The 16,230-nt window shown below is 65.7% G+C and carries 17 protein-coding genes; 15 read left to right on the top strand and 2 right to left on the bottom strand.

The window, feature by feature from the left end:
- Nucleotides 1-8: 8 nt before the first annotated feature.
- The 10 genes from XI08_RS36275 (at nucleotide 9) to surE (ending at nucleotide 9,017) form a co-directional block, all read left to right on the top strand.
- Complete coding sequence (locus tag XI08_RS36275; RefSeq protein ID WP_271578174.1) at nucleotides 9-1,574, top strand: SPOR domain-containing protein; 1,566 nt, start codon at nucleotides 9-11, stop codon at nucleotides 1,572-1,574.
- 46 nt (nucleotides 1,575-1,620) lie between these two features.
- Nucleotides 1,621-2,649 (top strand): beta-N-acetylhexosaminidase, encoded by a 1,029-nt coding sequence (gene nagZ / locus XI08_RS36270; protein WP_271578085.1) that lies wholly within the window; start codon nucleotides 1,621-1,623, stop codon nucleotides 2,647-2,649.
- Nucleotides 2,646-3,485, top strand: coding sequence for a segregation and condensation protein A (locus XI08_RS36265; RefSeq protein ID WP_027546592.1), 840 nt, complete (start codon nucleotides 2,646-2,648; stop codon nucleotides 3,483-3,485). Before nagZ ends, XI08_RS36265 begins: the two co-directional genes overlap by 4 nt.
- Before the next feature lie 21 nt (nucleotides 3,486-3,506).
- Nucleotides 3,507-4,259 carry an SMC-Scp complex subunit ScpB gene (gene scpB / locus XI08_RS36260; RefSeq protein ID WP_027546593.1) on the top strand — a complete coding sequence of 251 codons (753 nt, stop codon included), beginning with the start codon at nucleotides 3,507-3,509 and terminating at the stop codon, nucleotides 4,257-4,259.
- 166 nt (nucleotides 4,260-4,425) lie between these two features.
- Complete coding sequence (locus XI08_RS36255) at nucleotides 4,426-4,659, top strand: twin-arginine translocase TatA/TatE family subunit (RefSeq protein WP_011087519.1); 234 nt, start codon at nucleotides 4,426-4,428, stop codon at nucleotides 4,657-4,659.
- An 89-nt stretch (nucleotides 4,660-4,748) separates the two neighbouring features.
- Entirely contained in the window at nucleotides 4,749-5,267 is a 519-nt protein-coding gene (gene tatB, locus XI08_RS36250; protein WP_271578084.1) for a Sec-independent protein translocase protein TatB, read from the top strand.
- On the top strand, nucleotides 5,264-6,076 hold the full coding sequence (gene tatC, locus XI08_RS36245; RefSeq protein WP_027546595.1) for a twin-arginine translocase subunit TatC: 813 nt from the start codon (nucleotides 5,264-5,266) through the stop codon (nucleotides 6,074-6,076). The genes tatB and tatC overlap by 4 nt, the downstream gene beginning before the upstream one ends.
- A 197-nt stretch (nucleotides 6,077-6,273) precedes the next feature.
- Entirely contained in the window at nucleotides 6,274-7,605 is a 1,332-nt protein-coding gene (gene serS, locus XI08_RS36240) for a serine--tRNA ligase (protein ID WP_271578083.1), read from the top strand.
- Nucleotides 7,606-7,699: 94 nt separating this feature from the next.
- Nucleotides 7,700-8,062, top strand: coding sequence for a hypothetical protein (locus tag XI08_RS36235; RefSeq protein ID WP_271578082.1), 363 nt, complete (start codon nucleotides 7,700-7,702; stop codon nucleotides 8,060-8,062).
- 187 nt (nucleotides 8,063-8,249) lie between these two features.
- On the top strand, nucleotides 8,250-9,017 hold the full coding sequence (gene surE, locus XI08_RS36230; RefSeq protein ID WP_271578081.1) for a 5'/3'-nucleotidase SurE: 768 nt from the start codon (nucleotides 8,250-8,252) through the stop codon (nucleotides 9,015-9,017).
- A 3-nt stretch (nucleotides 9,018-9,020) separates the two neighbouring features.
- Here surE and XI08_RS36225 read toward each other — a convergent pair whose 3' ends face one another.
- Nucleotides 9,021-9,392, bottom strand: coding sequence for a response regulator (locus XI08_RS36225; RefSeq protein ID WP_027546599.1), 372 nt, complete (start codon nucleotides 9,390-9,392; stop codon nucleotides 9,021-9,023).
- Nucleotides 9,393-9,631: 239 nt separating this feature from the next.
- Between XI08_RS36225 and XI08_RS36220 the strand changes: the two genes are divergently transcribed.
- Both XI08_RS36220 and XI08_RS36215 read left to right on the top strand, forming a co-directional pair.
- Nucleotides 9,632-10,282 (top strand): protein-L-isoaspartate(D-aspartate) O-methyltransferase, encoded by a 651-nt coding sequence (locus tag XI08_RS36220; protein ID WP_271578080.1) that lies wholly within the window; start codon nucleotides 9,632-9,634, stop codon nucleotides 10,280-10,282.
- 109 nt (nucleotides 10,283-10,391) lie between these two features.
- Entirely contained in the window at nucleotides 10,392-11,786 is a 1,395-nt protein-coding gene (locus XI08_RS36215; RefSeq protein ID WP_271578079.1) for a LysM peptidoglycan-binding domain-containing M23 family metallopeptidase, read from the top strand.
- A gap of 177 nt (nucleotides 11,787-11,963) precedes the next feature.
- On the opposite strand, the gene XI08_RS36210 is transcribed toward XI08_RS36215, so the two are convergent.
- Nucleotides 11,964-12,956, bottom strand: coding sequence for an ATP-binding protein (locus XI08_RS36210; RefSeq protein WP_271578078.1), 993 nt, complete (start codon nucleotides 12,954-12,956; stop codon nucleotides 11,964-11,966).
- A gap of 181 nt (nucleotides 12,957-13,137) precedes the next feature.
- Between XI08_RS36210 and yajC the strand changes: the two genes are divergently transcribed.
- From yajC to secF, 3 genes are read left to right on the top strand one after another with little or no spacing between them, the layout of a single operon-like run.
- On the top strand, nucleotides 13,138-13,506 hold the full coding sequence (gene yajC, locus XI08_RS36205; protein ID WP_135175270.1) for a preprotein translocase subunit YajC: 369 nt from the start codon (nucleotides 13,138-13,140) through the stop codon (nucleotides 13,504-13,506).
- Between the two features lie 47 nt (nucleotides 13,507-13,553).
- On the top strand, nucleotides 13,554-15,158 hold the full coding sequence (gene secD, locus XI08_RS36200) for a protein translocase subunit SecD (protein ID WP_271578077.1): 1,605 nt from the start codon (nucleotides 13,554-13,556) through the stop codon (nucleotides 15,156-15,158).
- 10 nt (nucleotides 15,159-15,168) lie between these two features.
- Complete coding sequence (gene secF / locus XI08_RS36195) at nucleotides 15,169-16,188, top strand: protein translocase subunit SecF (RefSeq protein ID WP_027546605.1); 1,020 nt, start codon at nucleotides 15,169-15,171, stop codon at nucleotides 16,186-16,188.
- The last annotated feature ends 42 nt before the right edge of the window (nucleotides 16,189-16,230 follow it).

The following is a 16,230-nucleotide window of genomic DNA, read 5'->3' as shown; positions in this document are numbered from 1 at the left end:
TCATCACGATGGCCGAACGATATCAGGACAGACCGTTTCCTTCCGATGACTATGGTCGCGGCGGCGATCAGCATGGGAAGGCGGAAAATGATCCCTTGGCCGAGCTCGCCCGTCTGATCGGGCAGACGGATCCGTTTGCAGCGCAGGGGCGGCCCGCTGCGCGCCCGCCGGCGGTGCCGGCGCCCGCCCAAGGCCATCAGGAAGACGATTATCGCCAGGACGACTACCAGCAGGACTATGCCGAGGCCCCGTCGGCTCCGCCCGGGCCGCCCTCATGGATGCGGCGCGCCAACGTGCAGCCGCAGCCGGCACCCGCGCCGGAGCCCGACTATCCCGTCTCCGTAAACGCGGTTCATCCGTTGCATCGCTATTCAGCTCAGCCGACCGCGCCCGAGCCTGACTTCCATCAGCCGCAGGCCTATCAGGATCACGCTTATCAGGATCAGCCTTATCAAGCTCAGGCTTATCAGCAGGATCAGGCCTATCAGGAGCCATACACGCAGCCCGATCCGTCGCGCTACGACGATGCGCTCTACGGCAAGCTGGAGGCGGGCGAGCAGAACTATCAGCGCGATCCGGCCTATCCGGACGATCCCTACGCATTCCAGAGCGACTATCCCGAGGCCGATCTCGACGAGCCGAAGAAGCAGCGCGGCGGCATGATGATGGTCGCGGCGATCCTCGCGCTCGCCGTGGTCGGGACCGGCGCGGCCTTCGCCTACAAGACCTATGTCGGTTCGCCCCGCAGCGGCGAGCCGCCGGTCATCAAGGCCGACAACACGCCGACCAAGATCGTGCCCGCGCCGACGGATTCCTCGGCCAAGGTGCCGGATCGCATGGTCGTCGGCGATGGCACCGAGAAGATCGTGCCGCGCGAGGAAGCGCCTGTCGACGTCAACGCCAAGGCGGGCGGTCCCCGCGTGGTGTTCCCGCCGCTTAACCCGAATGCGAATCCGCCGCCGGTGGCGAGCGTCTCGCCGTCCACGATCCCGCCGTCGAGCGCGGGTCCGATTCCGAGCAACGGCACGCTGCCGAACAATTCGCCGCGCGCGATCCGGACTGTGGCCGTAAGGGGCGATCAGACCGATAGCGCCGCGCCGCAATCGGCCGCTGCCGCAAAGCCGGCAACTGCAACTCCGCCGAAGCCGGTCGCCGCACCGGCTGCACCGGCCGCGCCGCGCACGCCGCCGACCTCGGCCAATGCCAGCGCCAACCAGCCGCTCTCGCTGGCACCGCAATCGGCGCCCGCAGCCGAGCCGCCGCAGCGGATGGCGGCGACCAACCCGACGCAGCTCGCGCCCGCCAGCAGCGGCGGTGGCGGCTACGTTGTGCAGGTCTCCTCGCAGCAGACCGAGGACAGCGCCGCCGCGTCGTACCGGGTGCTTCAGAGCAAATATGGCAGCGTGCTCGGATCGCGCTCGCCGGTGATCAAGCGGGTCGATCTCACCGACAAGGGCAAGGGAATCGTCTATCGCGCCTTCGCCGGGCCCTATGGCTCGGCCGAGGAAGCGACGCAGGCTTGCAACAGCCTCAAGTCCGCTGGCCTGTCGGCCTGCTTCGTCCAGAGGAATTAACGGCCGATTCCTTGACCCCCTCGCGGGGCAGGGTTAATCGGCCCTTATGAGCACGCGGGCCTTCATTACCGGCGTATCCGGAACGGAACTGACCGCCGCCGAGCGGGAGTTTATCCGTGCTGAGCGCCCATGGGGCTTCATCCTCTTCAAGCGCAACATCGCCACGCCGGCTCAAGTTGCTGCATTGGTTGCAGAATTGCGAGCGGTTGCGAATGCGCCCGACGCTCCCGTCCTGATCGATCAGGAGGGCGGACGGGTGCAGCGACTGGGCCCGCCGCACTGGCCGGTCTATCCGCCGGGCGCGGTATTCGCGAATCTGTACGACAGTGATTCGGCGCTCGGGCTCACCGCGGCGCGCCTCAGTGCGCGGCTGATCGCGGCCGATCTCGCCGACCTCGGCATTAACGTGGATTGCTTGCCGCTGGCTGACGTGCCGGTGCCGGGCGCCGATGCCGTCATCGGGAACCGTGCCTATGGCACCGAACCCGGCAAGGTCGCAGCAATCGCGCGCGCGGTGACCGAGGGCCTGGAGCAGGGCGGCGTGCTGCCGGTCCTCAAGCACATTCCCGGCCATGGCCGCGCCACCGCCGATACCCATTTCAAACTGCCGACCGTCGACACGCCCAGAGATGAACTGGAGCGGACCGATTTCGCGGCGTTCAAGCCGCTGGCGGACCTGCCGATGGCCATGACTGCACATGTTGTGTTTAGCGCGGTCGACCCCGCCCATCCGGCGACGACATCTGCGACAATGATTGCTCAGGTGATTCGCGGCGCAATCGGGTTCCAGGGTTTGTTAATGAGTGATGACGTGTCGATGAACGCGCTCGCGGGAAGCATCGCCGATCGGACGCGCGCCCTCTTCGCGGCCGGCTGCGACATTGCTCTGCATTGCAACGGCAACATCGAGGAGATGCGCGAGGTCGCCGGCCAGACGCCTGAACTGTCCGGCAAGGCGCTGGAGCGGGCGACAGCCGCGCTCGCGGCGCGCAAGGCGCCGCAGCCATTCGACCGGGCGGCCGCGCGCACTGAGCTGGACGCATTGATCGCACGGACAAGCACGGCATCCGCATGACCGCAGAAATCCTATCGTTTGAAACCGGGCGGCCCGCAGAGCTCGCCGAGGGCGAGCCGGCGTTGGTGGTGGACGTCGAGGGCTATGAAGGCCCGCTCGACCTCCTGCTCGCGTTGGCGCGGCAGCAGAAGGTCGATCTCGCCAAGATCTCGATCCTGGCGCTGGCCGACCAGTATCTCCACTTCATCGAAGCCGCGCGAAAGATCCGGCTGGAGCTTGCTGCCGATTATCTCGTGATGGCGGCGTGGCTCGCCTTCCTGAAGTCGCGCCTGCTGCTGCCGGAACCGCCGAGCGCGGAAGGCCCGAGCGCCGAAGAGATGGCGACCGCGCTTGCCAACCGGCTGCGCCGGCTGGAAGCCATTCGCGAAGCCGCCAACCGGTTGATGAACCGGCCGCAATTGCAGCGCGATATCTTCCCGCGCGGCGAGCCCGAACAGATCGCCGAGATCAAGCATCCGAAATACACCGCGACGCTGTACGACCTGCTCACCGCCTATGCCGCACAGCGCCAGTCGCGTGTGCTGGCGAGCGTGCATCTGGCCAAGCGTACGGTGTGGTCGCTCGCCGAGGCGCGCGCCACGCTGGAACGGCTGGTCGGCAGCATCAGCGAGCAAGATGACTGGGGCGTGCTCGACGACTTCCTGATCCGGCACGTCGCCGATCCGACGCAGCGGGCGACGGTGTTCGCCTCGAGCTTCGCCGCCGCGCTTGAGCTGGTGCGGGAAGGTCAGCTTGAGCTGAACCAGAAAGAGGCGTTCGCGCCCATCTATTTCCGGAAGGGGCGCCCCAAACCGGTCCCTGACGGAGCTCCTGCGCCCGATGCGCCGGTCGCTTAAGTGCAAGAAGGAGAATCTGCCATGGCAAGCCTGGCTGAAGTGCGGGTAGACGAGGCCGAGCCGATGGAGAACGAATCCCAGGCACGTCCTGAAGAATTGCGGCTGCTGGAAGCGCTGCTGTTTGCCTCGAGTGAGCCGCTGGATACCGCGACGCTGGCCAAGCGCATGCCTGATGGCGTGGACGTCAAGGCCGCGCTCGAGCAGCTGCAGGCCGATTATGCCTTGCGCGGCGTGAACCTCGTGCGCGTCGCCAACAAATGGACCTTCCGCACCGCCGGCGATCTCGCCTGGCTGATGACGCGGGAGAGCACCGAAACCCGCCGCCTGTCGCGCGCGGCGATCGAGGTGCTGGCGATCATCGCCTATCACCAGCCGGTGACGCGCGCCGAGATCGAGGAGATCCGCGGCGTCGTCACCTCGAAGGGCACGCTCGACGTGCTGCTGGAGACCGGCTGGATCAAGCCGCGCGGCCGCCGCAAGACGCCCGGCCGTCCGTTGACCTTCGGAACCACCGAGGACTTCCTGTCGCAGTTCACCCTGGAACAGCTGGGTGATCTGCCGGGCCTGGAAGAGCTGAAGGGCACGGGCCTGCTGGATTCGCGCCTGCCCACCGGATTCAGCGTGCCGACGCCGTCCGATGACCCGCAATTGCGCGAGGACGAGGATCCGCTGGAACCGGGCGAGGACCTCGATCTCGCGCTGGCACCTGCGGTCGAGCCCGAGGCGCCGGAAGGCGGCAATGAGGGTGGCGGCGAGGGCGGCAGCGAGGACTGACGTCCCGTCCTGCTGCGGGCCCCTGCGACCGGTTAACACTAGCAAGATTGCGTAGCGCCAACAGCGAATTGGCGCTGCCTTGGTCCTTGTTTTTGAGGCCTGCGAAGCCTACGTTCCGGTGAAGATCGGCCGGGTCCCCGGCCATGCGCGTTTGGAGGGTTGCAGGATGGGTTCACTCAGCATTTGGCACTGGATCTTGGTGATCGCAGTGGTCCTGCTGCTGTTCGGCCGCGGCAAGATTTCGGATCTGATGGGCGACGTGGCGCAGGGCATCAAGGCGTTCAAGAAGGGCATGCAGGACGACGACAAGCCTGCTGACAAGCCTGAGCCGGCCAAGTCCATCGAGCACAATGCCGCGCCGACCGCGGCACGCTCCGACGTCGGCAGCAAGGCCGTCTGAACCAGAGAGCACGCGAGACGCGGGTAGCGGCCCCCGATCCTGCGCGCGAGGGATTGGGTCGGTTGCGGCTGGCGTGAACGGAAGACCTCATGTTCGACATCGGGTGGAGTGAACTGGTCCTGATCGGGGTCGTAGCCCTGATCGCCATCGGCCCGAAAGAGCTGCCGGGCGTGCTGCGCATGGTCGGACAGTGGATGGGCAAGGCCCGCAAGATGGCCGCCGAATTCCAGGGCCAGTTCCAGGAAGCGATGCGCGAGGCCGAGATGGCCGACCTCAAGAAGAGCTTCGACGAGGTCAAGGAAGCCGCCACAGGCTTCAATCCGCTGAGCTCGCTCCAGAAGGACGTCAGCGACGCGCTCCGCGTCGATGCGCTCGACAAGCCGGCCGAGGCGTCCTCAACGACCGCCGTCGAAGCGCCAGCAACCTCAAGTGAGGCGCCGACGACTCCAACAACCCCGGAACCCCCGACACCGGAAACCTTCGTGGAAGCCGAAGCCCATGCAGCGGTGAACGAGCCGCTCGCCATCACCCGTGAGGTCGAGCAGGCGCCGGTCGTTGCGCAGGACACCGCGCCATCCGAAGCGATCAAGGACGCCAAAGCGTCATGAGCGACGCCGATATCGAGGCCAGCAAAGCCCCGCTGATGGACCATTTGATCGAGCTGCGCTCGCGGCTGATCAAGGCGCTGCTCGGCTTCGGCGTGGCTTTCATCTTCTGCTTCTTCTTCGCCAAGCAGATCTACAACGTGCTGGTCTGGCCGTTCGTGTGGGTCGCAGGTCCCGAGAACTCGAAATTCATCTATACGGCGCTGCTGGAGTATTTCATCACGCAGCTCAAGCTCGCGCTGTTCGGCGCCGGCTTCATCTCGTTCCCGATCGTCGCGACGCAGATCTACAAGTTCGTCGCGCCCGGCCTCTACAAGCACGAGAAGCAGGCCTTCCTGCCGTATCTGGTCGCGACCCCGTTCTTCTTCGTGCTGGGCGCGGCGCTGGTCTATTTCGTCGTGCTGCCGATGCTGGTCCGCTTCTCGCTCGGCATGCAGCAGGCCGGCAGCGACGAGACCGCCCAGATCCAGCTCCTGCCCAAGGTCGGCGAATATCTGTCGCTGATGATGTCGCTGATCTTCGCCTTCGGCATCGCCTTCCAGCTTCCGGTGATCCTGACGCTGCTCGGTCGCATCGGCATCGTCACCTCGAAGATGCTGCGCGAGAAGCGCCGCTATTTCATCGTGATCGCCTTCGTGATCGCGGCCGTGCTGACCCCGCCGGACGTACTGAGTCAGTGCTCGCTCGCGATCCCCTTGCTGGCGCTCTACGAGGGCTCGATCATCGCGGTCGCGATGGTGGAGAAGAAGGCGGCGGCCGCGCAGGCGGCAACCGGCACCGACGTATCGACGCCGGCGAACCCGGCCGAGTAGGGCGCCCCATACTCCGATGTCATTCCCCGCGCAGGCGGGGAATCCAGTATGCCGGGGCCTATCGAGGAATCACTGGCGTCGCTGGAATACTGGATCATCCGCCTTCGCGGATGATGACAGCCGTGCTAGGAGACGCGCTATTGCAAACCTACAACGTTCGCTGTTGTAGGTTTACGCGCTGATCCAGGACCACGGCCATGCACGACATCAAATCGATCCGCGACAATCCGCAAGCCTTCGACGCCGGTCTCGCCCGGCGTGGCCTGAAGCCGTTGTCGGCGTCGCTGCTGGCGATCGACGAGAAGCGGCGCGCGGCGATCCTGGCCTCCGAGCAGGCGCAGGCTCGGCGCAATGCGGCCTCCAAGGAAATCGGCGACGCCAAGAAGGCCAAGGACGAGGCGCGCGCGGCCAAGCTGATGGCCGAGGTCGCCGAGCTCAAGACCACGATGCCTGAGCTCGAGGCCGCCGCGAAGGCTGCCGACGAAGAGCTGACGAAAGAGCTGTCCGCGATTCCGAACATTCCGTTCGACGAAGTGCCCGATGGGGTCGACGAGCACGGCAACGTGCAGCACCACGTGTTCGGCAACAAGCGCAACTACGCGTTCACACCGAAGCTGCATGATGATCTCGGCACCGCGCTCGGCTACATGGATTTCGAGGCGGCGGCAAAGCTCTCCGGCGCGCGCTTCGTCGTGCTGAAGAAAGGGCTGGCGCGCCTCGAACGCGCGATCGGCCAGTTCATGCTCGACCTGCACACGACCGAGCACGGCTACACCGAGATCAACCCGCCGCTGCTGGTGCGCAACGAGGTGATGTTCGGCACCGGACAGTTGCCGAAGTTCGAGGACGATCAGTTCTGGGCGATCAAGGGCGAGCTGCTCGCCTCACCCGACCATGAGCGGCTGAAGACAGAGCGCCTCGGTCTCATTCCGACGGCGGAAGTCTCGCTGACCAACCTCGCACGCGAATCCATCCTCGACGAGAAGCAATTGCCGATGCGGCTCACCGCGCTGACGCCGTGCTTCCGCGCCGAGGCGGGCGCCGCCGGGCGCGACACCCGCGGCATGATCCGCCAGCATCAGTTCACCAAGGTCGAGCTGGTCTCGATCACGACGCCGGAAGTGAGCAAGGACGAGCTGGAGCGGATGCTGTCGTGCGCGGAGCAGGTGCTCCAGAAGCTCGACCTGCATTATCGCGTGATGACGCTTTGCGCAGGCGATATGGGCTTTTCGTCGCAAAAAACCTACGACATCGAGGTCTGGATGCCCGGGCAGGGCGATGGCGGCATGTTCCGCGAGATCTCGAGCTGCTCGGTCTGCGGCGACTTCCAGGCGCGCCGCATGGATGCGCGCTCGCGCGGGCCGGACGGCAAGCCGCGCTTCGTACATACGCTGAACGGCTCCGGTACCGCGGTCGGCCGCGCGCTGATCGCCGTGATGGAGACCTATCAGCAGGAGGACGGCTCGATCGCCGTCCCCAGCGTGCTCCAGCCGTACATGGGCGGCCTGAAGGTGATCTCGCGCGACTGAGGCGTATTGCTCGCTGAAACGCAGAAACGTTTGGTTGCGAAGATCAGGCGGCCGGTTATCCTGACTGCCACCCGTCAATGCGAACTCACCGTTCATGGCCTTGCACCGCGATATCTTCTGGATCGGCAGACAATGGGCGGTGACAGGTACCGGCATCCAGGCCGTCGACCAGCGCCTGCGCGGCGTGCTCGACATCGACATCGCGCGGCTCTGGGATGAGGATCTCGTGCAGAGCCGGCGAGCCAAGCCCGGCGTAAATGCTGCGGATTTCGACAAGGCGCTGACGGTAGCACGCGAGCGTTTTCCGCAGACGCCAGCGTCAGATCCGATCGTTGCAGAGCTGGAGGCGCTCTGCGTGGTCGAGACTCCTGTCGTCAGTCCGGCCGTACCGGCGATGAAGCTGCGTGCCGAAGGCAGGCTCGCACGCTTCCTGCCGCAATGGCGCATCCGTTGCTAGTCGAATACGGCGTCGGGCTCGAATAGGTCGGCGTCATCCGGAAGCAAGCCCCGGGAACCGATTTCGGCCGGTTGCTGCGCCGCGGCAACGAGCCGGATCACAGACGAGACCTGCGCGGCGACCGGTTTGCCTGATCGGTCGCAGCCGGATAAGACGGCTCAGACCCCTTCAGGAATCGAACTTTCGCATGCGCATTCTCTGCACCAATGACGACGGCATTCACGCTCCCGGCCTCAAGGTCGTGGAGGAGATCGCACGGGCGTTGTCCGACGACCTCTGGGTGGTGGCGCCCGAGCTCGACCAGTCCGGCGTGTCACATTCGCTGTCGCTGAACGATCCCTTGCGCCTGCGCGAGGTCGGGCCGCGGCACTTCGCCGTGCGCGGCACCCCGACCGACTGCGTCATCATGGGCGCGCGCCATATCCTGGGCACCAAGCCGCCAGATCTCGTGCTGTCGGGCGTCAACAAGGGCCGCAACGTCGCCGAGGACGTGGTCTATTCCGGCACCATCGCCGGCGCGCTGGAGGGCACCATCCTGGGGCTGCCGTCGTTCGCGCTGTCGCAGGAGTTCAGCGTCGAGACCCGCGAGCGGCCGCCGTGGGACACCGCGCTCAAGTTCGGCCCCGACATCCTGCGCAAGGTGATGGCCGCCGGCATCCCGAAGGACACCGTCATCAACGTCAACTTCCCGTCCTGCGCGCCGGAGGACGTGCTCGGCATTCGCGTCACCCGCCAGGGCAAGCGCAATCTCGGCTTCCTCAGGATCGACGAGCGCAGGGACGGCCGCAACAATCCCTATTTCTGGATCGGCTTCGAGCGCGCCGCGATGATGGATACCCCCGCCGAGGGCACGGATCTGGCGGCGCTGCGCGAGCGGTACGTCTCGGTCACGCCGCTCAGGCTCGACCGCACCAACGAAGCGTTTTCCGAAGCGCTGGGTGCGGCCCTGAAGTAGCGGCTAGCCGCCGCGAAGGGCGGCCTCGATGGTCTTGCCGAGCGCGTCGAGCTGGAACGGCTTCTGGAGCGCCGGCCGGTCGCGATACTGCTCGGGCAGGCCGGAGGAGCCGTAGCCGGTGGCGAAGATGAACGGGCAGCCCTTGGCCTTGATCAGGTCGGCGACCGGGGAGATCACCTTGCCGTTGACGTTGACATCGAGGATGGCGATGTCGAACTGGGTTGCCTCGGCGAGCCGCATCGCTTCGGGGATATCGCCGGCTTCAGCTGCGATCTTGTAGCCGAGCTCTTCCAGCATGTCCGCGACCATCATCCTGATCATCACCTCGTCTTCGACGAGGAATACAGAGCGGCCGGAAAGCCCTGTCGCGGTCATTGTCGGTGAGTCCTTGCCCATTCCAGAAAACGTTCGCAGATAACGTGAATCGACGCAATGCGCGTTTCGGCGAACGGACACCTGAAAATGGCCTTCGCAGCCAGTCCGCTGCAAGCCAATTTGTGGTCAAATACCTCAGCGAAAGGCTATCATGAGTTCCTGAGCAGGAACAGGATTCCTGCCGCAGCCTTGAGCTCCGCAAGCGACGATCCGGACCTGACGAGACAACACAGGCAGCAATGACGTCCCACCAGCACCCGCACGAAAAGATGATGTTTCAGCTCACGCTGAGGCGTCGGGGCATCAGCGATCAGGCGGTGCTGCGAACCATGGAGGAGGTGCCGCGCGAGCTGTTCGTCGACGAGGCCGATCGCGAGGGGGCCTATCGTGACAGCGCGCTGCCGATCGCGTGCGGGCAGACCATCAGCCAGCCCTTCGTCGTCGCCTACATGACCGAGCAGCTCCAGCTCCAGAAGCGGCACCGCGTGCTCGAGATCGGCGCGGGCTCCGGCTATCAGGCCGCCGTGCTGTCGCGGCTCGCAGGCCATGTGCTGACGGTCGAGCGCTATCGCAAGCTTGCGGACGCTGCACGCGCCAGGCTTGAGAAGCTCGACTATCACAATGTCGAGGTGATGCTGGGCGACGGTCTCAACCTGCCTGCCAACATCGGCCCGTTCGACCGCATCATCGTCACCGCCGCGATGGAGCAGATTTCGGAGAACCTGGTCGAGCGGCTCGAGGTCGGCGGCATCCTGATCGCGCCCGTCGGGCCGCATCAGGGGGTCCAGACGCTGATCCGTCTGACCCGCAGCCCGAACGGGATCGACCGCAAGGAACTCGTCGAGGTCCGTTTCGTGCCGGCGCTGCCCGGCGTGGCGCGGGAGCTGTAGATTTCCGGATTGGCTGTGCTGCCAACATCTTATTGGGAGGGTTAAGCCGTTATTTACTCGGCGCGTGTTTACTTAAAAGACCAGTTCAGTTGCGTACGAGTGAGTAACCATGTCTGTCGTCGCCGAGTTGCTTTACTCGCGCCGCGTACCGCAGGTCGCGGTGCTGGCGCTGATCTCCGTCGGTTTCGCAGGGTGCAGCGCCGACATGTCGTCGCGGCTGTCCCAGTCGAACTTCTCCAATCCCTTCTCGACTGAATCGACCGGTTCGGTGCAGCAGGCGCCGCCGCCGCAGCGTGAGCTGCCGCAATATTCGCGGCCGCAGACGCAGCCTGGTTATTATCAGTCGCAGCCCCTGCCGCCGCCCGCGGTGTCCGCACCGCAATCCTATCCCGTTGCGGGTGGCGGGGTGTCCGGTGGCGGGCGTGGCGTCGGCTCCTACGCGCCCCCGGCGCAGCCGCGTCTGGAGACCACGGCCACCGTGCCGTCGCGCTCGGTCGCGGCCGCCCAACCGGCCGGTGGGACCAAGATCATCGTCGGCACCAGCGACACGCTCGAGGTGCTCGCCAAGCGCTATCACGTCACGCCGCAGGCGATCCTCGCCGCCAACGGCTACAAGGGTCCGCGCACGCTCTCGCCCGGCCAGCAGCTGATCATCCCGCATCCGGGCACGACCGCGGCTGCACCTGCGCCGGCGATGGCTCCCGTCGCAGCGGCTCCCGCGATGGCGCCGGCAGCCAAGCCGGTTGCGGCCGTTGCCGCACCGCCGAGCACGCACTTCGTCAACCACGGCGACACGCTCGCCAGCATCGCCCGCAAGAACCATATCTCGGCGGCTGAACTGGCCCGCGCCAACGGCCTCGATCCGTCCGCCAAGCTCAAGCTCGGCACCAGGCTGACCGTGCCGGGTGCAAAGTCCGCCGCTGTCGCAGCACCCGTTGCTGCGGCTCCAGTCGGGGCTGCTCCGGTTGCGGGTACGTTGCAGCCCGTCGCGGCCGCTCCGGCGCCCGCGATGAAGATGGCCGCCGCCGCGCCGGTGCAGAGTGCGCGCCTGGCCCAGGCCACGGCCAATGTCGAAGAGAAGGCCGCCGAGACGCCGGCGAAGGCTGCGGAAGCCACCGGTGCGCTGCCGACCTTCCGCTGGCCGGTGCGCGGCAAGGTGGTCACTACTTACGGCGCCAAGACCAACGGCAAGTCCAATGACGGCATCAATCTCGCGGTGCCCGAGGGTACGCCGGTCAAGGCGGCTGAAGACGGCGTCGTCGCTTATTCCGGCAACGAGCTGAAAGGTTACGGCAATCTGGTCCTGGTTCGGCACTCCAACGGCTACGTCACCGCATATGCCCATGCGAGTGAGCTGTTGGTGAAGCGCGGCGATACCATCAAGCGCGGTCAGGTCATTGCCAAGTCGGGTCAATCCGGGGAGGTGGCGTCGCCGCAGCTCCACTTCGAGATCCGCAAGGGATCGAGTCCGGTTGACCCGCTCCAATTCCTGAATGGGGCGTGAGGAGTAGGGCAGGCCATCGCCACAAGGAAACTGTCATCGCCCGCCTTGTGCGCAGTTGCGCACTGGGGCGGGCGATCCAGTACGCCGCGGCCGCTCGATTCATAACAATCGTCTCTGGAATACTGGATTCCCCGCCTGCGCGGGGAATGACGGTTGTGGGTGAGGCGAGACTGCCCGCTACTTCGCCGTCAGCTTCACGCCGAGGCGTCCCGCAAGCTCCTGCACGAACTGCCAGGCGACGCGGCCCGAGCGCGAACCGCGCGTGGTCGACCATTCCAGCGCCTCGCGCTCCAGCGCCTCATCATCGACCTTGATGCCGAAATGGCCGCAATAGCCGCGCACCATGGCGAGATATTCGTCCTGGCTGCAACGGTGGAAGCCGAGCCAGAGGCCGAAACGATCCGACAGCGACACCTTCTCCTCGACCGCTTCGCCGGGATTGATCGCGGTCGAGCGCTCGTTCTCGATCATCTCGCGCGCCAGCAGGTGGCGGCGGTTGGAGGTGGCGTAGAGGATGACGTTCTCGGGCCGGCCCTCGATGCCGCCTTCGAGCACGGCCTTGAGCGATTTGTACGAGGCGTCATTGCCGTCGAAGGAGAGGTCGTCGCAGAACACGATGAAGCGGAAGGACGAGGCGCGCAGCTGCTCCATCAGCGCGGGCAAAGTCTCGATGTCCTCGCGGTGGATCTCGATCAGCTTCAATTTGTCGGCCGGCTTGCGGTCCGCATTGATGCTGGCATGTGCGGCCTTCACCAGCGACGACTTGCCCATGCCGCGCGCGCCCCAGAGCAGGGCGTTGTTGGCGGGCAGGCCGCCTGCGAAGCGCTCGCTGTTTTCCATCAGGATGTCGCGCATCCGGTCGACGCCCTTGAGGAGGAACAGCTCGACGCGGCTGACCCGCGGCACCGCCGAGAGGCGGCCGTCGGGGTGCCAGACATAGGCGTCCGCCCGCTCGAACGATTCGGGTTCGGCGGCCGGATTGCCCTGGGCGGAAAGGTGCGCCGCGATGGTCTCGAGGGCGCGGACGATCCGCTCCTGGGCGAGGTCTGGGGCTGCCTTGCTGATTGCCTTGGAGGCTGCCGTGGGGCGTTTTGCCGCGACGCGGGCAGGCATCCTGGCAGGGGTACGGGGGCCTTTGCCGGCCGGGCTTTTGCTTGGTTTTTTGGGCATGTCCGAAGTTCCTGAGAATGCAGCCTTATCGGGCCTGACGGCGCGCCGCAAGGTGGCCAAAAGGGCGGTCTGGCAGCGTTGCAATTGGGGCGGTGGCCGCTATAGTCCGCGCGAATTTGACCGCGCCGGTCGCCTTTGAGGGCCTGACCGGCTTTCCCCCGTTGTCACGAGGATCGTCCGAATGCTGATTACCCCTGCGTATGCCCAGGCCGCGGGCGCCGGCGACACCAACAGCATGTTGATGTCGCTGCTGCCGTTCGCCCTGATCTTCGTGATCATGTACTTCCTGATTCTGCGTCCGCAGCAGAAGAAGGTCCGTGACCACGCCGACCTCGTGAAGAACATCCGTCGCGGCGACACCGTCGTGACCTCGGGCGGCCTCGTCGGCAAGGTCACCAAGGTCGTCGACGACGACCAGATCGAGTTCGAGATTTCCGATGGCGTCCGCGTGCGGCAGATGCGCCAGATGATCTCCGGCGTGCGCGCCAAGGGTGAGCCGGCCAAGGATAGCGCGAAGGAAGCCGCCAAGGACGACGCCGCGTCGAAGTGAGCGCTTCCGCGAGCATCTCAAGTCTCCTGATCTGACAGGTCCAGTCGATGTTGTATTTCACGCGGTGGAGAGCGCTGGGGATTATCCTGACGGCGCTGATCGTGTGCCTCTGCGCGGTCCCGAACTTCTTCCCCGAGGCGCAGGTGAAGACCTGGCCGGCCTGGGCGCAGCGCCGGCTCGTGCTCGGCCTCGACCTCCAGGGCGGCTCCTATCTGCTGCTCGAGGTCGATTCCAACTATGTGAAGAAGGAGAGGCTGGACCAGGTCCGCGACGACGTTCGCCGGACGCTGCGCGACGCCAAGATCGGCTTCACCGGCGGCGTCACCGTGCGCAACGACGCGGCCGAGGTTCGCATCACCAAGGAAACCGACGTGCAGCCGGCGCTCGCCAAGCTGCGCGAATTGTCCCAGCCGCTCGGCGGTCTGATGGGCTCCAGCGGTCAGCGCGACCTTGAAGTGACCGACGCGGGTGGCGGCGTTATCCGTCTGAACATCCCGCAGGCCGCGATGCTCGACCGCATGCGCAAGACCATCGAGCAGTCGATCCAGATCGTCGAGCGCCGCGTCAACGAGCTCGGCACCGTCGAGCCCGTCATCCAGCGCCAGGGCAACGACCGCATCCTGGTGCAGGTCCCCGGTCTTCAGGACCCGACCCGCCTGAAGGAACTGCTGGGCAAGACCGCGAAGATGGAATTCCGCATGGTCGACACCTCCGTGCCGCCGGATCAGGCGCAGCAGGGCAGGTTGCCGCCGGAATCCGATCTGCTGATGAGCGCCTCGCCACCGCCCACGCCTTACGTGGTCAAGAAGCAGGTGCTGGTCGCCGGCGGCGATCTGACCGACGCCCAGGCGAGCTTCGACCAGCGCACGGGTGAGCCGGTCGTCAGCTTCAAGTTCAACACGTCGGGCGCGCGCAAGTTCTCGCAGGCGACCCAAGAGAACGTGGGGCTGCCCTTCGCCATCGTGCTCGACAACAAGGTGATCTCGGCGCCCGTCATCCGCGAGCCGATCACCGGCGGGCAGGGCCAGATCTCCGGCAATTTCACCGTGCAATCGGCCAACGATCTCGCGATCCTCCTGCGCGCCGGCGCGCTGCCCGCGCCGCTGACGGTTGTCGAAGAGCGCACCGTCGGTCCGGGCCTCGGCCAGGACTCGATCGAGAAGGGCGAGCTTGCGGCTTACGTCGGCTCGATCCTGGTCATCATCTTCATGCTGGTGACCTATCGCCTGTTCGGGGTGTTCGCCAACATCGCGGTGGCCATCAACGTCGCCATGATCTTCGGCCTGTTGTCGCTGCTCAACGCCACGCTGACGCTGCCCGGCATCGCCGGCATCGTGCTCACCGTCGGCATCGCTGTGGACTCCAACGTGCTGATCTACGAGCGCATCCGCGAGGAGCTGCGCGGCGGCCGTAACGCGATCTCGGCGATCGATGCCGGCTTCAAGCGGGCGCTCGCGACCATCCTCGATTCCAACATCACCACCTTCATTGCCGCCGCGGTGTTGTTCTACATCGGCACCGGCCCGGTGCGCGGCTTCGCCGTGACGCTCGGTATCGGCATCATCACCACGGTGTTCACCGCCTTCACCCTGACCCGGCTGATCGTCGCCTGGTGGGTGCGGTGGAAGCGGCCGCAGAGCGTGCCGATCTAGGAGCCTGATTGTGAATCACACCGTTCTCATCGGGCTCGGCGTCCTCATCGCCATTCTCACCGTGGTCGCGGCCCTCGGCTTGCTGCCGTCGTTGCGCATCGTCCCGGACAACACGCATTTCGACTTCACGCGATTCCGCCGCATCAGCTTCCCGATCTCGGCGGCGCTGTCGATCGTCGCCATCACGCTGTTCTTCACCCACGGCCTGAACCTCGGTATCGACTTCAAGGGCGGCACGTTGCTGGAGGTGCGGGCCAAGTCCGGCGCCGCCGACATCGCGGCGATGCGCACGACGCTGGATGGCTTGCGTCTGGGCGAGGTCCAGCTCCAGCAATTCGGCGGGCCCGAGAACGTCCTGATCCGCGTCGCGGAGCAGCCGGGCGGCGATACCGCCCAGCAGGCGGCCGTGCAGAAGGTCCGTACCGCGCTCGGCGATTCCATCGAGTACCGCCGCGTCGAGGTGCTCGGTCCGCGCGTCGCCGGTGAGCTCTTGGCCTACGGCATGCTCGGCCTGATGCTCGCGATCGTCGCGATCCTGATCTATCTCTGGTTCCGCTTCGAATGGCAGTTCGCGCTCGGCGCCATGATCGCCAACGTGCACGACATCGTGCTCACGATCGGCTTCATGTCGATCAGCCAGGTCGATTTCGACCTGACCAGCATCGCCGCGCTGCTCACCATTCTCGGCTATTCGCTCAACGACACCGTCGTCATCTACGACCGTATCCGAGAAATGCTGCGGCGTTACAAGAAGATGCCGATGCCGCAGCTGCTCAACGAGTCCATCAACTCGACGCTGTCGCGCTCGATCATCACCCACGTCACGGTGACGCTGGCGCTGCTGGCCCTGCTCCTGTTTGGCGGCCATGCCATCCACAGCTTCACCGCGGTGATGATGTTCGGCGTGGTGCTGGTCGGCACCTACACCTCGATCTTCATCGCGGCGCCGATCCTGATCTATCTCGGCGTCGGCGAGCATCGCGAAGATGCGCCCGATACGGCTACGCCGGCGAAGAAAAACAAGGCATGATCCGAACCGCACGCCCTCGCACGCGTTTGCGAGGGCAGTAAG

This window comes from Bradyrhizobium sp. CCBAU 11361, assembly GCF_028128935.1.
In the GTDB taxonomy this organism is placed as follows: domain Bacteria; phylum Pseudomonadota; class Alphaproteobacteria; order Rhizobiales; family Xanthobacteraceae; genus Bradyrhizobium; species Bradyrhizobium niftali.
Note: the sequence above shows the minus strand (reverse complement) of the source record. Positions and strands in the feature narration are given on the sequence as shown.